The following is a 15,007-nucleotide window of genomic DNA, read 5'->3' as shown; positions in this document are numbered from 1 at the left end:
GGGCGCGGCTATTCTTTGCGTGACGCACCGGCACGATTTGCGGTCGCGGAGGGGGACATGATGCTCGCGTTGAATGCCAGGCCGAAACCGGTGCCTATCGACCCTAAGAAGACCGCCGTAGTCGTCGTCGACATGCAGAATGCCTTCGTCTCGGCGGGCGGCATGTTCGACCTGGGAGGCATCGACATTTCAGGCGCGGCGCCCGCCATCGAAGCCAACAGGCGCCTGCTTGGCGTGGCCCGCGAAAACGGTGTGCCGGTGGTCTATCTCCAGATGTCCTACCGGCCCGACCTCAGCGACGCGGGAGACCCCTCGTCGCCGAACTATCAAAAGGAATTGGGCATGGTGCTGATGCGTGAGCGCCCGGAGCTTCGCGGCAGGCTGTTGATCGACGACAGCTGGGATTGGCGGATCGTCGATGCACTGAAGCCCGAGCCGGGCGACCAGGTCATCCGCAAATCGCGCTACAGCGGCTTTTGCAATTCCGGCCTGGAAGCGTATCTGCGCGCCCGGGAAATCCGCTACCTCCTGTTCACCGGGGTCGCCACCAACATCTGCGTCGATGCGACCGCGCGCGACGCCTATATGCTGGAATTCTGGCCCATCCTGGTCGAGGACGCGATCAACCATTCGGGTCCGGACTTCAATCGCCAGTCGACATTGTGGAATTTCGAGAACGCCTTGGGGTGGGTCACCAGGACCGACATGGTCGTCGAAGCCCTGCAAATGCAGGCCGCCGAAGCCTTGCTGACATAAAAAGCCAGGGTAAGAACAGAGCATGGGCAATTCCTCCTATTTGTCTACGGCCGATCTCGGGGCGTTGGCCCTCTTCCTCCTCGCCTGGGTGCTGCACACGCTCGCTTCCGACGGCAGGCTGGTCAGCCGCAAGTCGCTGACGACGGCGATGAATGCACAGCGCGAAGCCTGGATGCGTACTATGGCCGAGCGCGAGATCCGTATCGTCGACACCGCCATCATGAGCGGCCTGCAGCAGGGAACCGCCTTCTTCGCCTCGAGTTCGCTGATCGCGCTCGGCGGCTGTTTTGCCTTGCTCGGCGCGTCCGACCGGGTGCTTGAAGTGCTGAGCAACCTGCCCTTGGGCGGCGCGCCGTCGCGCCCGGCCTTTCAGATCAAGGTGCTGGGGCTGGTGCTGATCCTGGCCTTCTCGTTCTTCAAATTCGGCTGGGCCTACCGGCTGTTCAACTATTGCTCGATCCTTATCGGTGCGGTGCCGATCCCCTATGGCGAAGCCTCGCGCAATCCGGTCACGCAAACGGCGGTCTGGCGCGCGACGCAAATGAACATGCTGGCCGGCAAGCATTTTAACTCCGGCCTGCGCGGCGTATTCTTCTCGATCGGCTATCTCGGCTGGTTCGTCGATCCGATGGTGTTCGTGCTGTCGACGCTGCTGCTGCTGGCCGTGCTGGTACGGCGCCAGTTCTTCTCGGCGGCGCGGCGCGCCGTCATCGGTCAGCCGCCCGGTGCTGGAAAAGGCTGATCGATGCGGCCGGAAAGCCAATAGGCGAAAAGCCCGATCCATTCGCGGAGCGCTATGGTGGTGTTTTGCACGGAATCGATCGGATTGTCGCGAAACAAGCCGACACCTTCCTTGCCCGAGGTGTGATAGTCGACCGGCCATGGAACGGTCGGAAAACCAGCCTTGTCGAACAGCGCCTTGGCTCGTGGCATGTGGAAGGCGGAGGTCACCAGCAGCCAGGTCTCGCCCGGCTTCGGTTCGACAAGTTTGCGGCTGAAGACTGCATTTTCGTATGTGTTGCGTGATTTGTCCTCGAGGACAAGACGATCGGCCGATACACCGAGCGGAACGAGCAGGCGGGACGCGGTGTCGGCGTCCCCCTCGGCGTCGATGAAAAACGCGCCGTGTCCGCCTGATACAACAACCTTGGCCTGCGGGAAGCGCCGGGCGAGGATTGCGGTCTCGACCATGCGGTCGCCGCTGCTGCTCAATTCATAGCCGCCACGCGCTAAGTTGATGGCGCCCTCGAAACCGCCGCCGAGCACGACGATGCCGTCGACCTTTTGCGGCAGCGCCGGGCGCGGAAAACGCTCCTCGAGCGGGTTGAGCATCATCGCGCCAAGCGACGTCCAGGTCGAGAGCGCCAGAATGAGGAAGGCGAGAACGCTGCCGGTGACGGCCAGCCGCCGCCGGCCGATCATTGCTGCGATCAGCCCTGCCAGAAGCAGAAAGATCGTCAGGTTGAGTGGCTGGATGAAAAACCAGAAGACCTTGGAAAGAAGGAAGAACATCGCCTCACCCCACTACAGCGCCACACGGGTCTTTGGCGCACCAAGGACGCTGTAACACTTTGATTTTGCGCATGATCCTTTCCGAAAATCGATTCTGACTTTCAAGGTCATACGCTGGACGAGCGACCCCTTACCACCACTTCTCCGGCTGAAATTTGCCGGCCGCCTGCTCGATGATGGCAGCCGTCTGGAACAGCGTTTCTTCCTCGAACGGCCGACCGATGAGCTGCAGGCCGAGCGGCAGCCCTTTCGGGTCAAGGCCGGCGGGCACGGCGATGCCCGGCAGGCCGGCCATGTTCACGGTGACCGTGAAAATGTCGTTGAGGTACATCTTGACCGGATCGGCGGCCATGTCCTCGTCAGCGATGCCGAAGGCGGCGGACGGCGTTGCCGGGGTCAAGATGACGTCGACGCCGGCGGCGAAGACATTCTCGAAGTCGCGCTTGATCAGGTTGCGAACCTTCTGCGCCTGCAGATAGTAGGCGTCGTAATAGCCGGCCGACAGCACATAGGTGCCGATCATGATGCGGCGCTTGACCTCGCGGCCGAAACCGGCGGCGCGGGTCTTCTCATACATCTCGACAATGTCCTTGCCGGGCACGCGCAAGCCGTAGCGGACGCCGTCATAGCGCGCCAGGTTGGACGAGGCTTCGGCGGGCGCCACGATGTAATATGCAGGCAGTGCGTACTTCGTATGCGGCAAGGAGATATCGACGATCTCGGCGCCGGCATCCCTCAGCCAGGCAATGCCCTTCTGCCACAGCGCCTCGATCTCCTCGGGCATGCCGTCGACGCGATACTCCTTGGGAATGCCGACCTTCATGCCCTTGATCGGCTTGCCGATCGCCGCCTCGTAGTCCGGCACCGGCCGGTCGACAGAGGTCGTGTCCTTCGGATCGACGGACGCCATCGACTTCAAAAGGATCGCCGCGTCGCGCACGTCACGCGCAATCGGTCCGGCCTGGTCGAGCGACGAGGCGAAGGCGACGATCCCCCAGCGCGAGCAGCGGCCATAGGTCGGCTTGATACCGACGGTTCCGGTGAAAGCGGCTGGCTGGCGGATCGAACCGCCGGTGTCCGTCGCCGTCGCACCGGCACACAGGAAGGCCGAAACGGCGGTCGCCGAGCCGCCGGACGAACCGCCCGGCACCAGCTGTGCATTGTCCAGGCTGCGCTGGGTCCTGGTGCCGCCGGCCGAGACGAAGCCGCCGTCGCCCTGATGCGTCGTCGGCATCACCACCGTGTCGAGGCGCGAACGCCGCCACGGGTTGATGACCGGGCCGTAATAGGAGGTCTCGTTGGACGAGCCCATGGCGAACTCATCCATGTTGAGCTTGCCGAGCATCACCGCGCCGTCGGCCCACAGATTGGCGGTGACGGTCGATTCGTAGCGCGGCTTGAAGCCGTCGAGCACGTGGCTGCAGGCCTGGGTGTGGACGCCTTCGGTGCCGAACAGGTCCTTGATTCCCAGCGGAATGCCTTCCAGCGCACCGCCCTCGCCCTTGACCAGCCTGGCGTCGGACGCCTTGGCCATGTCGCGTGCCTTGTCGCCGGTCACCGCGACATAGGCATTGAGCGCCGGGTTGGCGCGATCGATCGCCGAGAGATAGGCCTCGGTGATCTCGGTCGCGGTGATTTCCTTGCCGCGCAGCTTGGCGCGGGCCTGCGAAATCGTCAGTCGGGTCAGGTCGCTCATCAAAGGCTCTTTTCGTAAAACACCGACCACTCGGAATCGGGATAATCCAGCACCGGCCCGCAGCGCGAGAACCCGGCACGTTCGTAGACGGTCCACGCGGCAGGATGACGATCACCCGTCTCCAGCACCAGCCGCTTCAGTCCTTCCTGCCTCGCCAGCGCTTCGACCCGCTCGACAATCTGGGCGCCGATCTTACGGCCGCGATGCGAAGGCCGCGTATACATGCGCTTGACCTCGCCAATGGCATTGCCATGGCGCTTCAGCGCGCCACAGCCAATGGCGATGCCGTTATCGCGGGCGATGAAAACGGTGGTGTCCTGGCCGGCCATCTGCTCGACCGTCAGATGGTAGCAATGCTCCGGCGGCGTCAGTTCGAGCAAAGTCTCGTTGAGTTCGTGGACCAAGCCGCGCACATCGTCCTGCAGCGGCGTCTCGATGGCGATCTCGATTGCCATCGGCGCCTTACTCCACGACCTTCGGCACGAGAAAGAAATTCTCTTCGGTCGCCGGTGCATTGGCGACGATGTCGGCCGCCTTGTTGCCGTCGGTGACGACATCCCTGCGCTTCTTCATCTCCATCGGCGTCACCGAAGTCATCGGCTCAACGCCGGAGACATCGACCTCGTTCAACTGCTCGACAAAGCCCAGTATGGCGTTCAGTTCGCCGGTCATGCGTTCTGCATCTTCTTCGCTCACCGCAATGCGGGCGAGACGCGCGACGCGCTTCACAGTCTTGACATCAACGGACATACTTTTTGCCTCGGGAAAACCAGTTTGGGCTATAGCGGCGCGGCGCGCGGTGCGCAACATGCATCGTGCCAGGCATCGCACTAGGCTGCCGTGCCGACCTGGTCCTTGGGGCGGCGCAGCGGGTTGGGCAACTCGAACAATCGCCTCTTTGACGAACACATGCCGCATGCGTCCTCGTCTTCCAGCGCGGCGAAGGCTCGCAATTCCGCATTGGAACAGCCCGGCTCAAGCGGCCGATACGCCAGATAGGGATCCCACTTGTCGGAAAGGCGGAATTTTGTCTTCTGCATCTGCAGATAGGCGAGAGGCGCACACTTCCAGATCTGTCCGGCGTGGAGTTGCTTGCATTGGCGAGCCGGGCAGACTTCCCAACTGGCACGAGGATCGCCATCCTCGAACGGCGCCATGGAGCTGCCGAAGCCTTCGTAGCGACGGGTCCAGTTCTTGTCTGATGGGCGGATCTGGATATACAGCTCGTGTTCCCGGCGCCATGCCTCCAGCAGATCGAAGACCGGTTTCAATCTCTCCTGGTACTCCTCGGAGGCGTGATGAACCGAGACACTCAATTGGGTGTTGCCGTCGGCGGCGAGAATCGCCGGCAATGTCGGATGCCGGTGCAGGAAAAAGCCGTTGCTGACGATCTCTATGCGGGCACTCGGCCAATGCCGCCGGACCAGCCCGACGAAGGCGGGCAGTTCCGGATGGATGGTGGGCTCTCCGCCCAGGATGGAGAACCAGGCAACGTCTATGCGCCGGCTCCACTGCCCCATCCAGCGGTCTGCCTCCTCGAGCGAGACGGTGCCGGAATGCCCGTGATTGGAGTAGTGCGAACAGCTTTCGCAGGAGAGATTACAGCCATGCGCGACATGCAGTTCCAGTTTTGGGAACACCAGCCGCTCATGGCGAAAAAGCGACTTGATGCGCTGCATCATGGTCATGGCAGGACAACGCCCTCGCACAGATAGTAGCTGCCGCTGTTACCGCTCGCCTCGCTTTCGTCATCGATCGGCCGGACCGATACGAGATCGACCTGCGTCGGGTTCATTTGCGTCACCGAGAGCACATCGGGAAAGACATAGCCCGGCTCCTGGCAGATGGCCGTCACCGCCCAGCTTGGCGAGCGTGTCGCCTTGCTGACCTGAACGAACTCGCAATTGTATTCGACGCCTTGCAGGCCGTGCGCCGACAACACAATGTTGCCGGCGTCGATCAGCGTCTGCAGCGTATCCTTTTTGGCCTGCGTGCAAAGCTCCTCCGATTGCAGATAGACGCCTTCGATGAAGTCATCCGCGGCGAGCGCGGGCGATGCCGCGACAAACATCGACACACAAAGAGATCGCCCCAACGCCATGGATTTGTTCCGCTTTGGCTGTTTCTAGATCGTTATCGTTTCACCGATTTTCGTCAATGCGACCTTCACGCCGGATCCCTCCAGGCCGGCCTGGAATTTCTCAGGCGTCGGATCGATCATCGGAAACGTGCCGAAGTGGCAGGGGACGACCGTGTCGAACTTGAAGAAACGGCGGCAGGCAAGTGCCGCCACCGCGCCGCCCATGGTGAAGCGGTCGCCGATCGGCACGATGCCGATCTTTGGCTCATGCAATTCATTGATCAGCGCCATGTCGGAAAAGATGTCGGTATCGCCCATGTGGTAGAGCGTCCGGTCATCCGGGAAATGCAGCACCAGTCCACCCGGATTGCCGAGATAGACGTTCCTGCCGCCGTCTTCGCCAAACGAGGAGGAGTGCAGCGCCTGGACGAAAGTGGTGGTGAAGCCACCGCAATCGACCGTGCCGCCGATGTTGCCGGGATTGATCTTGCTGCCGTCGGCGCCCTTGCCGACCAGATACATGCAGATCTCGAAATTGGCGACCAACTGGGCGCCGCTTTTGCCGAGCACTTCCAGCGCGCCGCTGATGTGGTCGTTATGTCCGTGTGTCAGCAGGACATGCGTAATCCCTTCGGCCGGCCCTTCCCAGCCGCCCGTCCAGGACGGATTGCCGATCAGATAGGGGTCGATGAGGATCTTGGCGTCGCCGGTTTCGATACGGAAGGCCGAATGGCCGTACCAGGTCAGTTTCATGCAATGCATTCCTCGATTTTTGCCGGGCCAGAGGATAGAACGCCGATGGCCCCGAGATCAAAGGGTATAGTGTCCGCCGCGCCTCCGGAAGGACGCGTGCCGCTGAAAAAGAGGAGGGAAAACCGTTGGCTGTCATCACGATTGAGCAATTGCCGGCACGGCTCGCCGATGGCAGGACGCTGGCGGGGCTCGATCTCGGCGACAAGACAATCGGCGTGGCGGTTTCCGACCGGGGATTCGCCTTCGCGCATCCGCGCCCGGTCATCATGCGCAGGAAATTCTCGCTCGATGCCGCCGTGCTTCTGGCCTTGCTAGCGAAGGAGAATGTCGGCGCTGTGGTGATCGGGCTGCCGATCAACATGGATGGGTCGGAAGGTCCGCGTGCGCAGAAATCACGCGCCTTCGTACGCAACATGGCGCAGCTGAGCGACCTGCCCTTCGTGTTCTGGGACGAACGGCTGTCGACGGTGGCGGCCGAAAGGACGCTGATCGAAATGGATTTCTCGCGCGCCAAACGCGCCGGCAAGATCGATTCGGCGGCCGCGGCCTTTATTCTGCAGGGAGTTTTGGACCGGCTTCAGTCGCTCGCTGCATCCGTTCGAACGGAACCGGACCCTCCCAGCGCTGTTTAAGCCAGCCGGCGATTTCGCGGCGACGGCGGAACGCCCACAGCGCCATCAGCAGAAATCCGTCGAAGATGCACGTCTTCGCCACCATGCCGGGGATGATCGTCGGATCGATGCCTAGCATCTGGCCATAGAGCTGGAAGAAGAAGTCGTGCATCTGCCGGCTGAGCATCACGTAACCGAAATTCATGTCATTGGCCGACAGATAGAACCATCCCCAGAACAGCGCCATCGGAGCCGCCCAAAATGCGAAGATGTAGCGCATCAGCGGCCTCCCTTCGCTTTAGGGCCGGTCCGGTTGGGGCTGGTCCGGCCTGATATCATGGAGAGCAGCGAATTGTGGGCCGCCGCCTTCGCCATGTTGTGCGCCGTGGCGTGGAAAGCAGCGTCCTCCGACACCGCTGCCGAGCGCCGCTCGGCAAGCATCGCGACATAAGAGACCAGAAGCGCGGCGAGTTGCACAGCGACGACCATGAACAGCCCGTTGATGCCTTGCGCAGCGCCGCCGATCAGGATCATCGACAGCACACCGGAAGCGGAAATGAAGGCGATGCGAACGACGCTGTCGGCGCCCGGGCTGGCCGCATCGTTGATCAGCGTATCGACAAAGGCCCAAAAGAACAGCACCGACACGACCAGCAAGGCGATCGCCAGCGGCGCGACAACGACGATGTTTTCCAGATTGACGAAGCGGGCGCTCTCGACGGTCACACCGAGTACGCCGAGGGCTGCCGTGACACCGCGGTCTCCATCGATGCAGATCAGCGCCAGCAGGGCGAAAACGATCGCCCAGTGCACAGACAGAAAAGAGGTCAATACGTGTCGCATCGTGGTTCCTGCTTCGGCAGGAATGACAGTGGGCTTTGCCGCTCGCCGCCGCAACGGAAACCATTTGTTAAGGTTAACGGCGATCCACAGGGCACGCCATAGTCCCCTCGGATACGTTCGATGCACCCGATCTCGGCTCAGTTCACCGGCGGATAGAGCGTGTCGATGATCATGCGCGCGTCGTGGCGCGAATCGATCATGCCATAAGTGTTGCGCCACTGGCCGGCCAGGCGCGTCTCGACGAAGGCATCGGCGATCCGCCCTGCCCCGAGCCGCCGCAGTTCCGCCGCGGCCGCCGACAACGCCAGCTGTTCGGTCAGCAGGCGTGCCGAGCCCTCGTCGGTCGAAGCCACCTGCATCGCCGCCTTCAGCACGCCGATCGTGCCGCGCCCGCCGGCACCGAGGTCACGGTCGATGCCGGCCAGCACCTCTTCGAATAGGCCCGGCGCCCGGCCAAGCACGCGCAGCACATCGAGCGCCATGACATTGCCCGACCCTTCCCAGATCGCATTGACCGGGGCCTCACGATAATAACGGGCGAGCGGCGCTTCCTCGACATAGCCGTTGCCGCCGAGGCACTCCATCGCCTCGTAGAGCAGCGGCGGCGCGATCTTGCACACCCAGTATTTGACAACCGGCGTCATGGCGCGGGCAAACGCCGCCTCGCCGCGATCGCTCGCCGCTTCGTCGAAGGAACGCGCCAGCCGGAACGATAGCGCGGTTGCCGCGGCGACATCGAGCGCCATATCGGCCAGCACGCGCTGCATCAGCGGCTGCTCGATCAAGGTCGAGCCGAACACCTGGCGATGGCGGGCATGATGAACCGCTTCCGCCAGCCCTGCCCGCATGATCGCCGACGATGCCACGGCGCAATCGAGCCGGGTCAAGGTCACCATGTCCATGATCGTCTTCACGCCGGCGCCGGGTTCGCCGACCATCTCGCCGATGGCGTTGACGAATTCGACTTCGGAAGACGCGTTGGAGCGGTTGCCGAGCTTGTCCTTCAGCCGCTGGAAGCGGAAGCCATTGCCCGAGCCGTCGCCGAGAACGCGCGGTACGAGGAAGCAGGACAGTCCTTCCGGCGCCTGCGCCAGCACCAGGAAGGCGTCCGACATCGGCGCCGACATGAACCATTTGTGGCCGGTCAGGCGATAAAAACCACTGCCGGCGCGTTCGGCCCTCGTCACATTGGCGCGCACATCCGTACCGCCCTGCTTCTCGGTCATGCCCATGCCGAGCGTCAGCCCGGTCTTCTCGACCGGTGGCTTCTGGCTCTGGTCGTATTTGCGTGTCGTGACCCGCGGCGCCCATTCACGAAACAGTTTCGGGCTGGCCATCAACGCCGCCAGCGAAGCGCTGGTCATGGTGATGGGGCAAAGATGCCCGGTCTCGAGCTCGGCGGTCAGGTAGAAACGGGCGGCTCGGACCTGGTGGCGGCGGCCGATCTCGGCGTCGCCGTTTTCCCAGACCGAGGAATGCAGCCCGTTGGCCACCGAGCGGCGCATCAAGGCGTGATAGGCAGGATGGAACTCGACCAGGTCGATGCGCCGTCCCTGGCGATCATGCGTCCTGAGTTTCGGCGTCTCGACATTGGCCAGGCGCGCCAGTTCCTGCGCTTCCTGCGTCAGGACAAAACGGCCGAGCCCGTCGAGGTCCTTGCGCACCGGGTCGGAAAACCGTTCGGCAAGCTGGATCAGCAACGGATCGCCTCGCCAAGCGTTGCCGCCCGTCAGCGGCGGCGGCTGGTTCGTCACGTCGTCGGTCACAATTCGTCCTTATCGTCGGAAAGCCACGAATCCGGGGCCATTGGGTAGATATAGCCAAGCGTTGCCGCGCGCGCGACGAAAATACCGGGGAGAACGGCGCCAATCCAAAGCGGGTGCTTGCGGGCGCGAAATCCGCACCCTATAGCAGCGCCTTGAGATGACCGACGCTTCGTCCCTGCCACTCTATCCTCACCGCCATCTTCTGGGCATCAGCGATCTTTCGCCGGCCGACATCGAGCTTTTGCTCGACAGGGCGGATCGGGCCGTCGCGATTTCGCGGCAGTCCGAGAAGAAAACCTCGACGCTGCGCGGGCGCACCCAGATCAACCTCTTCTACGAAGCCTCGACCCGCACGCAGTCCTCGTTCGAGCTGGCCGGAAAGCGGCTCGGCGCCGACGTCATGAACATGTCGGTGGCGAGTTCTTCGGTGAAGAAGGGCGAGACGCTCATCGACACCGCGATGACGCTCAACGCCATGCGGCCCGACATCCTGATCATCCGCCATCAGTCGGCGGGTGCCGCGGCACTTCTGGCCCAAAAGGTCGGCTGCTCCGTCGTCAACGCCGGCGACGGCGCGCATGAACACCCGACGCAGGCGCTGCTTGACGCGCTGACCATCCGCCGCGCCAAGGGTCCGCTGTCGAAGCTGATCGTGGCGATCTGCGGCGACATCCTGCATTCGCGCGTGGCGCGCTCCAACATCATGCTTCTCAACGCGCTTGGTGCACAGGTGCGGGTGGTGGCGCCTTCGACGCTGCTGCCGTCCGGTATCGAGAAAATGGGCGTCATCGTCACCCGCTCGATGGCCGAGGGCCTCAAGGACGCCGACGTGGTGATGATGCTGCGGCTGCAGCGCGAGCGGATGGAAGGCGCCTTCGTGCCTTCGGTGCGCGAATATTTCCGCTATTTCGGCCTCGACGCCGAAAAGCTGAAGGCCGCCAAGGACGACGCGATGGTGATGCATCCCGGCCCGATGAACCGCGGCGTCGAAATCGCCTCGGAAATCGCCGACGGCCCGCAAAGCGTCATCCAGGAACAGGTGGAGATGGGCGTCGCCGTGCGCATGGCGGTGATGGAAGCGCTGCTCGACCCCCGTCGTAATCAAGAGGGCCGCAACCAAGAGGGCCGCGGCGCATGAGCATAATGGTCTTTGAACGCGCCCGCATCGTCGACCCCTCGCGCGGCATCGACGAAGTCGGCTCCGTCATTGTCGAGGGCCGCAAGATCGTTGCCGCCGGCAAGGCGGCGCTGAACCAGGGCGCGCCCGAGGGCGCTATGACGATCGATTGCGCCGGCAAGGCGATCATTCCCGGCCTGATCGACGGCCGCGTCTTCATCGGCGAGCCGGGCGGCGAGCATCGCGAAACCATCGCTTCGGCGAGTGTCGCGGCGGCGGCCGGTGGCGTCACCTCCGTCGTCATGATGCCTGATACCAACCCGGTGATCGACAATGTCGCGCTGGTCGAGTTCGTGTTGCGCACCGCCAAGGACACGGCGATCGTCAACATCTTCCCGGCCGCGGCGATCACCAAGGGGCTGGACGGCCGCGAGATGACCGAGTTCGGCCTTCTGCGCGAGGCCGGCGCCGTCGCTTTCACCGATGGCCGCCACACGATCGCCAGTTCGCTGGTGATGCGCCGAGCGCTGACCTATGCCCGCGACTTCGGCGCCACCATCGTGCATGAGACCCAGGATGCCGACCTCGGCTCGTCCGGCGTCATGAACGAGGGCCTGTACGCCAGTTGGCTCGGACTTTCCGGCATTCCGCGTGAAGCCGAATCGATCCCGCTGGAGCGCGATCTGGCTTTGGCCCGTCTGACGCGCGGCTCCTACCATGCGGCGAAGATCTCGACGGCGATGGCGGCAAACGCCGTGACGCGCGCGAAAGCCGATGGCGCGGCAGTGACATCAGGCGTGTCGATCCACAATCTGTCGCTCAATGAAAACGATGTCGGCGAATACCGCACCTTCTTCCGCCTGACGCCGCCACTGCGCGCCGAGGAAGACCGGCTGGCGATGATCGAGGCGGTCAGGGACGGCACGGTCGACATCATCGTCTCCTCGCACGATCCGCAGGATGTCGACACCAAGCGCCTACCCTTCGCCGACGCCGCGGCCGGCGCCATCGGCCTCGAAACGCTTCTGGGAGCGGCCTTGCGGCTCTACCACAATGGCGACGTGCCCTTGCTGCGACTGATCGAAACGCTGTCCACCGCGCCGGCAAAACTGTTTGGGCTGCCCGGCGGCACGCTGAAGCCCGGCGCCATTGCGGACCTTGCACTTGTCGATCTCGATGAGCCCTGGATCGTCAGCGAAAGCGGCATTCGCTCGCGCTCGAAAAACACCTGTTTCGAAGGGGCCCGCCTGCAAGGCAAGGTCTTGCAAACGCTGGTGGCGGGCCGCACAGTATTTTCAGCTTAATCCTGCCGACCAGCCAATCTTCGCAGCACTCTGGTTTCGCGGTACGGTGAACTGTCATCCACCCACTCTTCCGAGAGCCTTTGCCATGAGATCGCATCATCCTTCCTGGCTGCAGTCGATCTGGCGTCGCCTTCGTCCCGCGCCGAAGATCATCGTCACACAGAAGTTCAACCGGAATTCCCAGAAGGTGAGTTCCCTGATGCCGCCGGAGGATAGCGGTGCCTGGCTGCTGGAGAGGCTGCGGCAGCAGATCGGATTGAAGACTCTCGCAGCCAGCCGGCTGCTCGACTTCGGCTGCGGCGTCCGGTTCACCCAGGCTATCCTAAATCGCAGGATTCCGATCCAATCCTACACTGGCGTCGACTGCTTCGCGGAGATGATCGACTTCCTGCGCTCCACCGTACGCGATCCCCGTTTCTCCTATGTCCTTCTGGACGCGCACCATCCGCTCTATAACCCGAAAGGGCGCCCACTCTCCAATGAGACGGAACTTCCGCTGCCCTTGCGCGCCTTTGACGTCGTCTCGCTATTTTCTGTGATCACCCACCAGAATCCCGATGACGCGGCGTTCATCTTCACCCTCCTGCGCCGCCACACGGCAACTCAGGGCCGCCTTCTTTTCACTTGCTTTCTGGATGCCGGGATCGCCGAGTTCGAAGACAGGAGCCCGGACAGGAACGGCGGCATGTGCTTTTACGATCCTGATTTCCTTGCCCGTCTGGTTGAGGGCTGCGGTTGGCGAATCGTCCATAGAGCGCCAGGCGAAGGGCCCCTGATCGGTGACTCGTTCGTCATCGCCTTGGCTTGAACGCAAGCCAAGCCGGTGACATAAGAAAATACGGGGGGAAACAATGAATTACGGCATCATCCCAGCACTTGTGTTCGGCTACCTCTTAGGCTCGATTCCCTTCGGGCTGCTGCTGACGCGGGCCGCCGGCCTTGGTGACGTGCGCAAGATCGGCTCGGGCAACATCGGCGCCACCAATGTGCTGCGAACCGGCAACAAGGGCCTGGCCGCCGCGACGCTGCTGCTCGACGCGCTGAAGGGAACCGCCGCCGTTCTGATTGCTGGCCATTTCGCACCAGAAACAGCCGTCTGGGCCGGTCTTGGCGCCTTTCTCGGTCATCTCTTCCCGGTCTGGCTGGGTTTCAAGGGCGGCAAGGGCGTCGCCACCTATCTCGGCGTGCTGATCGGCCTTGCCTGGCAGGTGGCGCTGATTTTCGCCGTCGTCTGGCTGGTGATGGCTTTCCTGTTCCGCTTCTCCTCGCTGGCAGCGCTGACGGCAGCCGTCGTCGTGCCGATTGCTCTGTATTTTATGAGCACACCGCAAATACCCGTCCTGTTCGTGGTGATGAGCATCATCGTCTTCATGAAGCATAGGGCGAACATTTCGCGGCTGCTTGCCGGCACCGAGGGCAAGATCGGAGCCAAGGGATGAGCGAGCCGGCCGCCGGGCCGCGCCTCAGCGACCGGCAGCGGCTGAGCTGGCTGCGGCTGATCCGCACCCAGAATGTCGGCCCCGCTTCCTTTCGCGACCTGATCAACCGCTTCGGGTCCGCCGAGGTGGCGTTGGAAATCCTGCCGGAACTGATGATTTCCGGTGGCGCCAGCCGGATCGCTCGCATTCCCTCCATCGCCGAAGCCGAGGCCGAACTCGAGGCAGCCCGCCGGGCTGGCGCGCGTTTTGTCGGCATCGGGGAACCGGACTATCCGCCTTTGCTGAGAAGCATGGATAATCCGCCGCCACTGCTCGCGGTGAAAGGCAATGCCTCTGTCTTCCGGCTGCCGGGCGTTGCCATCGTCGGCGCCCGCAACGCATCCCTGGCCGGTATCAAGATGGCACGCATGCTGGCGGCCGATCTTGGCGGCGACGGTTATGGCATCGTCTCCGGCCTGGCGCGCGGTATCGACACGGCGGCGCATCAAGGCAGCCTGGCGACCGGCACGATCGGGGTGTTGGCCGGAGGGCTTGATCTGCCCTACCCGCCTGAAAATGCCGGCCTGTGCGCGGAAATCGCCGAGCGTGGCGCTGTCATCTCGGAAATGCCGTTCGGCTGGCAGCCGCGCGCCCAGGATTTTCCGCGGCGCAACCGCCTTGTCGCAGGTGCTGCCCTTGGGCTGGTGGTGGTCGAGGCAGCGCAGCGCTCGGGCTCGCTGATCAGCGCCAGGCTTGCCGGCGAAATGGGCCGGCTGGTCTTTGCCGTTCCTGGCTCGCCGCTGGACCCACGCGCGGCCGGCACCAACGGCCTGCTCAAGGACGGCGCGACGCTGGTCACCGAAGCCTCTGATATTTCAAGAGCGATCGCGCCGCTGACCGGCATGCGGGCGCCTGACGTGCCGCCATTCGACGACCCGCCGGATTTCTCGGCCACGCCGCCACCCGGCGAGAGCGACCGTGCCAAGGTGATCGAAGCGCTCGGTCCGACGCCAGTGCCGGTCGACGAGATCATCCGCCACACCGGCCTGCATCCGGCCCAGGTCTTCATGGTGCTTTTGGAACTCGACCTTGCCGGCCGGCTCGAACGCCATGCCGGCGGCAATGTCTCGCTGGTTTTCGGGGAAAGCTAA

18 protein-coding genes are annotated in these 15,007 nt (G+C 63.3%); 8 read left to right on the top strand and 10 right to left on the bottom strand.

What is annotated here, in order from left to right; all coding sequences use genetic code 11:
- Positions 1-57 precede the first annotated feature (57 nt).
- Both AC0V8S_RS21530 and AC0V8S_RS21525 read left to right on the top strand, forming a co-directional pair.
- Positions 58-756: a cysteine hydrolase family protein gene (locus AC0V8S_RS21530; RefSeq protein ID WP_475433215.1), complete on the top strand. Its 699-nt coding sequence runs from the start codon at positions 58-60 to the stop codon at positions 754-756.
- Between the two features lie 22 nt (positions 757-778).
- Positions 779-1,498 carry a DUF599 domain-containing protein gene (locus AC0V8S_RS21525; RefSeq protein WP_475433213.1) on the top strand — a complete coding sequence of 240 codons (720 nt, stop codon included), beginning with the start codon at positions 779-781 and terminating at the stop codon, positions 1,496-1,498.
- On the opposite strand, the gene AC0V8S_RS21520 is transcribed toward AC0V8S_RS21525, so the two are convergent.
- From AC0V8S_RS21520 to AC0V8S_RS21490, 7 genes are all read right to left on the bottom strand, one after another.
- Positions 1,471-2,268, bottom strand: coding sequence for a YdcF family protein (locus AC0V8S_RS21520; RefSeq protein ID WP_475433212.1), 798 nt, complete (start codon positions 2,266-2,268; stop codon positions 1,471-1,473). The genes AC0V8S_RS21525 and AC0V8S_RS21520 overlap by 28 nt on opposite strands.
- 130 nt (positions 2,269-2,398) lie before the next feature.
- Positions 2,399-3,964: an amidase gene (locus AC0V8S_RS21515; protein WP_475433211.1), complete on the bottom strand. Its 1,566-nt coding sequence runs from the start codon at positions 3,962-3,964 to the stop codon at positions 2,399-2,401.
- Positions 3,964-4,419 (bottom strand): GNAT family N-acetyltransferase, encoded by a 456-nt coding sequence (locus AC0V8S_RS21510; RefSeq protein WP_475433209.1) that lies wholly within the window; start codon positions 4,417-4,419, stop codon positions 3,964-3,966. The genes AC0V8S_RS21515 and AC0V8S_RS21510 overlap by 1 nt, the downstream gene beginning before the upstream one ends.
- Positions 4,420-4,426: 7 nt before the next feature.
- A complete protein-coding gene (gatC, locus tag AC0V8S_RS21505; protein WP_027029060.1) occupies positions 4,427-4,714 on the bottom strand; it encodes an Asp-tRNA(Asn)/Glu-tRNA(Gln) amidotransferase subunit GatC in 288 nt (95 codons plus the stop codon).
- An 80-nt stretch (positions 4,715-4,794) separates the two neighbouring features.
- On the bottom strand, positions 4,795-5,652 hold the full coding sequence (locus AC0V8S_RS21500; protein ID WP_475433207.1) for a radical SAM protein: 858 nt from the start codon (positions 5,650-5,652) through the stop codon (positions 4,795-4,797).
- The gene (locus AC0V8S_RS21495; RefSeq protein ID WP_183459846.1) at positions 5,649-6,065 is read right to left on the bottom strand and encodes a hypothetical protein; all 417 of its coding nucleotides are present in this window, start codon (positions 6,063-6,065) and stop codon (positions 5,649-5,651) included. Before AC0V8S_RS21495 ends, AC0V8S_RS21500 begins: the two co-directional genes overlap by 4 nt.
- A 24-nt stretch (positions 6,066-6,089) precedes the next feature.
- Positions 6,090-6,797: a metal-dependent hydrolase gene (locus AC0V8S_RS21490; RefSeq protein ID WP_183459848.1), complete on the bottom strand. Its 708-nt coding sequence runs from the start codon at positions 6,795-6,797 to the stop codon at positions 6,090-6,092.
- Between the two features lie 125 nt (positions 6,798-6,922).
- Here AC0V8S_RS21490 and ruvX point away from each other — a divergent pair, with 125 nt between their 5' ends.
- Positions 6,923-7,429, top strand: a complete 507-nt coding sequence (ruvX, locus tag AC0V8S_RS21485) for a Holliday junction resolvase RuvX (protein WP_475433205.1) — start codon at positions 6,923-6,925, stop codon at positions 7,427-7,429.
- On the opposite strand, the gene AC0V8S_RS21480 is transcribed toward ruvX, so the two are convergent.
- The 3 genes from AC0V8S_RS21480 to AC0V8S_RS21470 all read right to left on the bottom strand — a co-directional run bounded on the left by AC0V8S_RS21480 (position 7,347) and on the right by AC0V8S_RS21470 (position 10,017).
- Positions 7,347-7,688, bottom strand: a complete 342-nt coding sequence (locus tag AC0V8S_RS21480; protein ID WP_183459850.1) for a DUF6105 family protein — start codon at positions 7,686-7,688, stop codon at positions 7,347-7,349. The genes ruvX and AC0V8S_RS21480 overlap by 83 nt on opposite strands.
- The gene (locus AC0V8S_RS21475) at positions 7,688-8,251 is read right to left on the bottom strand and encodes a hypothetical protein (protein WP_183459852.1); all 564 of its coding nucleotides are present in this window, start codon (positions 8,249-8,251) and stop codon (positions 7,688-7,690) included. The genes AC0V8S_RS21480 and AC0V8S_RS21475 overlap by 1 nt, the downstream gene beginning before the upstream one ends.
- A gap of 137 nt (positions 8,252-8,388) precedes the next feature.
- Complete coding sequence (locus AC0V8S_RS21470; RefSeq protein WP_032930346.1) at positions 8,389-10,017, bottom strand: DNA alkylation response protein; 1,629 nt, start codon at positions 10,015-10,017, stop codon at positions 8,389-8,391.
- A gap of 157 nt (positions 10,018-10,174) precedes the next feature.
- Between AC0V8S_RS21470 and AC0V8S_RS21465 the strand changes: the two genes are divergently transcribed.
- The 5 genes from AC0V8S_RS21465 (at position 10,175) to dprA (ending at position 15,007) form a co-directional block, all read left to right on the top strand.
- Positions 10,175-11,155 (top strand): aspartate carbamoyltransferase catalytic subunit, encoded by a 981-nt coding sequence (locus AC0V8S_RS21465; RefSeq protein WP_475433204.1) that lies wholly within the window; start codon positions 10,175-10,177, stop codon positions 11,153-11,155.
- Positions 11,152-12,438 (top strand): dihydroorotase, encoded by a 1,287-nt coding sequence (locus tag AC0V8S_RS21460; RefSeq protein WP_475433202.1) that lies wholly within the window; start codon positions 11,152-11,154, stop codon positions 12,436-12,438. The genes AC0V8S_RS21465 and AC0V8S_RS21460 overlap by 4 nt, the downstream gene beginning before the upstream one ends.
- An 85-nt stretch (positions 12,439-12,523) precedes the next feature.
- Positions 12,524-13,246, top strand: a complete 723-nt coding sequence (locus AC0V8S_RS21455; RefSeq protein ID WP_475433201.1) for a class I SAM-dependent methyltransferase — start codon at positions 12,524-12,526, stop codon at positions 13,244-13,246.
- A 43-nt stretch (positions 13,247-13,289) separates the two neighbouring features.
- On the top strand, positions 13,290-13,877 hold the full coding sequence (gene plsY, locus AC0V8S_RS21450) for a glycerol-3-phosphate 1-O-acyltransferase PlsY (protein WP_183459857.1): 588 nt from the start codon (positions 13,290-13,292) through the stop codon (positions 13,875-13,877).
- Positions 13,874-15,007 carry a DNA-processing protein DprA gene (gene dprA / locus AC0V8S_RS21445; RefSeq protein ID WP_183459860.1) on the top strand — a complete coding sequence of 378 codons (1,134 nt, stop codon included), beginning with the start codon at positions 13,874-13,876 and terminating at the stop codon, positions 15,005-15,007. Before plsY ends, dprA begins: the two co-directional genes overlap by 4 nt.

It is taken from the genome of Mesorhizobium oxytropidicola (genome assembly GCF_056174625.1).
The sequence above is the reverse complement of the archived record's forward strand: the minus strand, read 5'-3'. Positions and strand labels throughout refer to the sequence as shown.

Excerpts from the sequence above, each read along its gene's own strand:
- AC0V8S_RS21530 (WP_475433215.1), top strand. The coding sequence starts at position 58 with ATGATGCTCGCGTTGAATGCCAGGCCGAAACCGGTGCCTATCGACCCT.
- AC0V8S_RS21525 (WP_475433213.1), top strand. The coding sequence starts at position 779 with ATGGGCAATTCCTCCTATTTGTCTACGGCCGATCTCGGGGCGTTGGCC.
- AC0V8S_RS21520 (WP_475433212.1), bottom strand. The coding sequence starts at position 2,268 with ATGTTCTTCCTTCTTTCCAAGGTCTTCTGGTTTTTCATCCAGCCACTC.
- AC0V8S_RS21515 (WP_475433211.1), bottom strand. The coding sequence starts at position 3,964 with ATGAGCGACCTGACCCGACTGACGATTTCGCAGGCCCGCGCCAAGCTG.
- AC0V8S_RS21510 (WP_475433209.1), bottom strand. The coding sequence starts at position 4,419 with ATGGCAATCGAGATCGCCATCGAGACGCCGCTGCAGGACGATGTGCGC.
- gatC (WP_027029060.1), bottom strand. The coding sequence starts at position 4,714 with ATGTCCGTTGATGTCAAGACTGTGAAGCGCGTCGCGCGTCTCGCCCGC.
- AC0V8S_RS21500 (WP_475433207.1), bottom strand. The coding sequence starts at position 5,652 with ATGACCATGATGCAGCGCATCAAGTCGCTTTTTCGCCATGAGCGGCTG.
- AC0V8S_RS21495 (WP_183459846.1), bottom strand. The coding sequence starts at position 6,065 with ATGGCGTTGGGGCGATCTCTTTGTGTGTCGATGTTTGTCGCGGCATCG.
- AC0V8S_RS21490 (WP_183459848.1), bottom strand. The coding sequence starts at position 6,797 with ATGAAACTGACCTGGTACGGCCATTCGGCCTTCCGTATCGAAACCGGC.
- AC0V8S_RS21480 (WP_183459850.1), bottom strand. The coding sequence starts at position 7,688 with ATGCGCTACATCTTCGCATTTTGGGCGGCTCCGATGGCGCTGTTCTGG.
- AC0V8S_RS21475 (WP_183459852.1), bottom strand. The coding sequence starts at position 8,251 with ATGCGACACGTATTGACCTCTTTTCTGTCTGTGCACTGGGCGATCGTT.
- AC0V8S_RS21465 (WP_475433204.1), top strand. The coding sequence starts at position 10,175 with ATGACCGACGCTTCGTCCCTGCCACTCTATCCTCACCGCCATCTTCTG.
- AC0V8S_RS21460 (WP_475433202.1), top strand. The coding sequence starts at position 11,152 with ATGAGCATAATGGTCTTTGAACGCGCCCGCATCGTCGACCCCTCGCGC.
- AC0V8S_RS21455 (WP_475433201.1), top strand. The coding sequence starts at position 12,524 with ATGAGATCGCATCATCCTTCCTGGCTGCAGTCGATCTGGCGTCGCCTT.
- plsY (WP_183459857.1), top strand. The coding sequence starts at position 13,290 with ATGAATTACGGCATCATCCCAGCACTTGTGTTCGGCTACCTCTTAGGC.
- dprA (WP_183459860.1), top strand. The coding sequence starts at position 13,874 with ATGAGCGAGCCGGCCGCCGGGCCGCGCCTCAGCGACCGGCAGCGGCTG.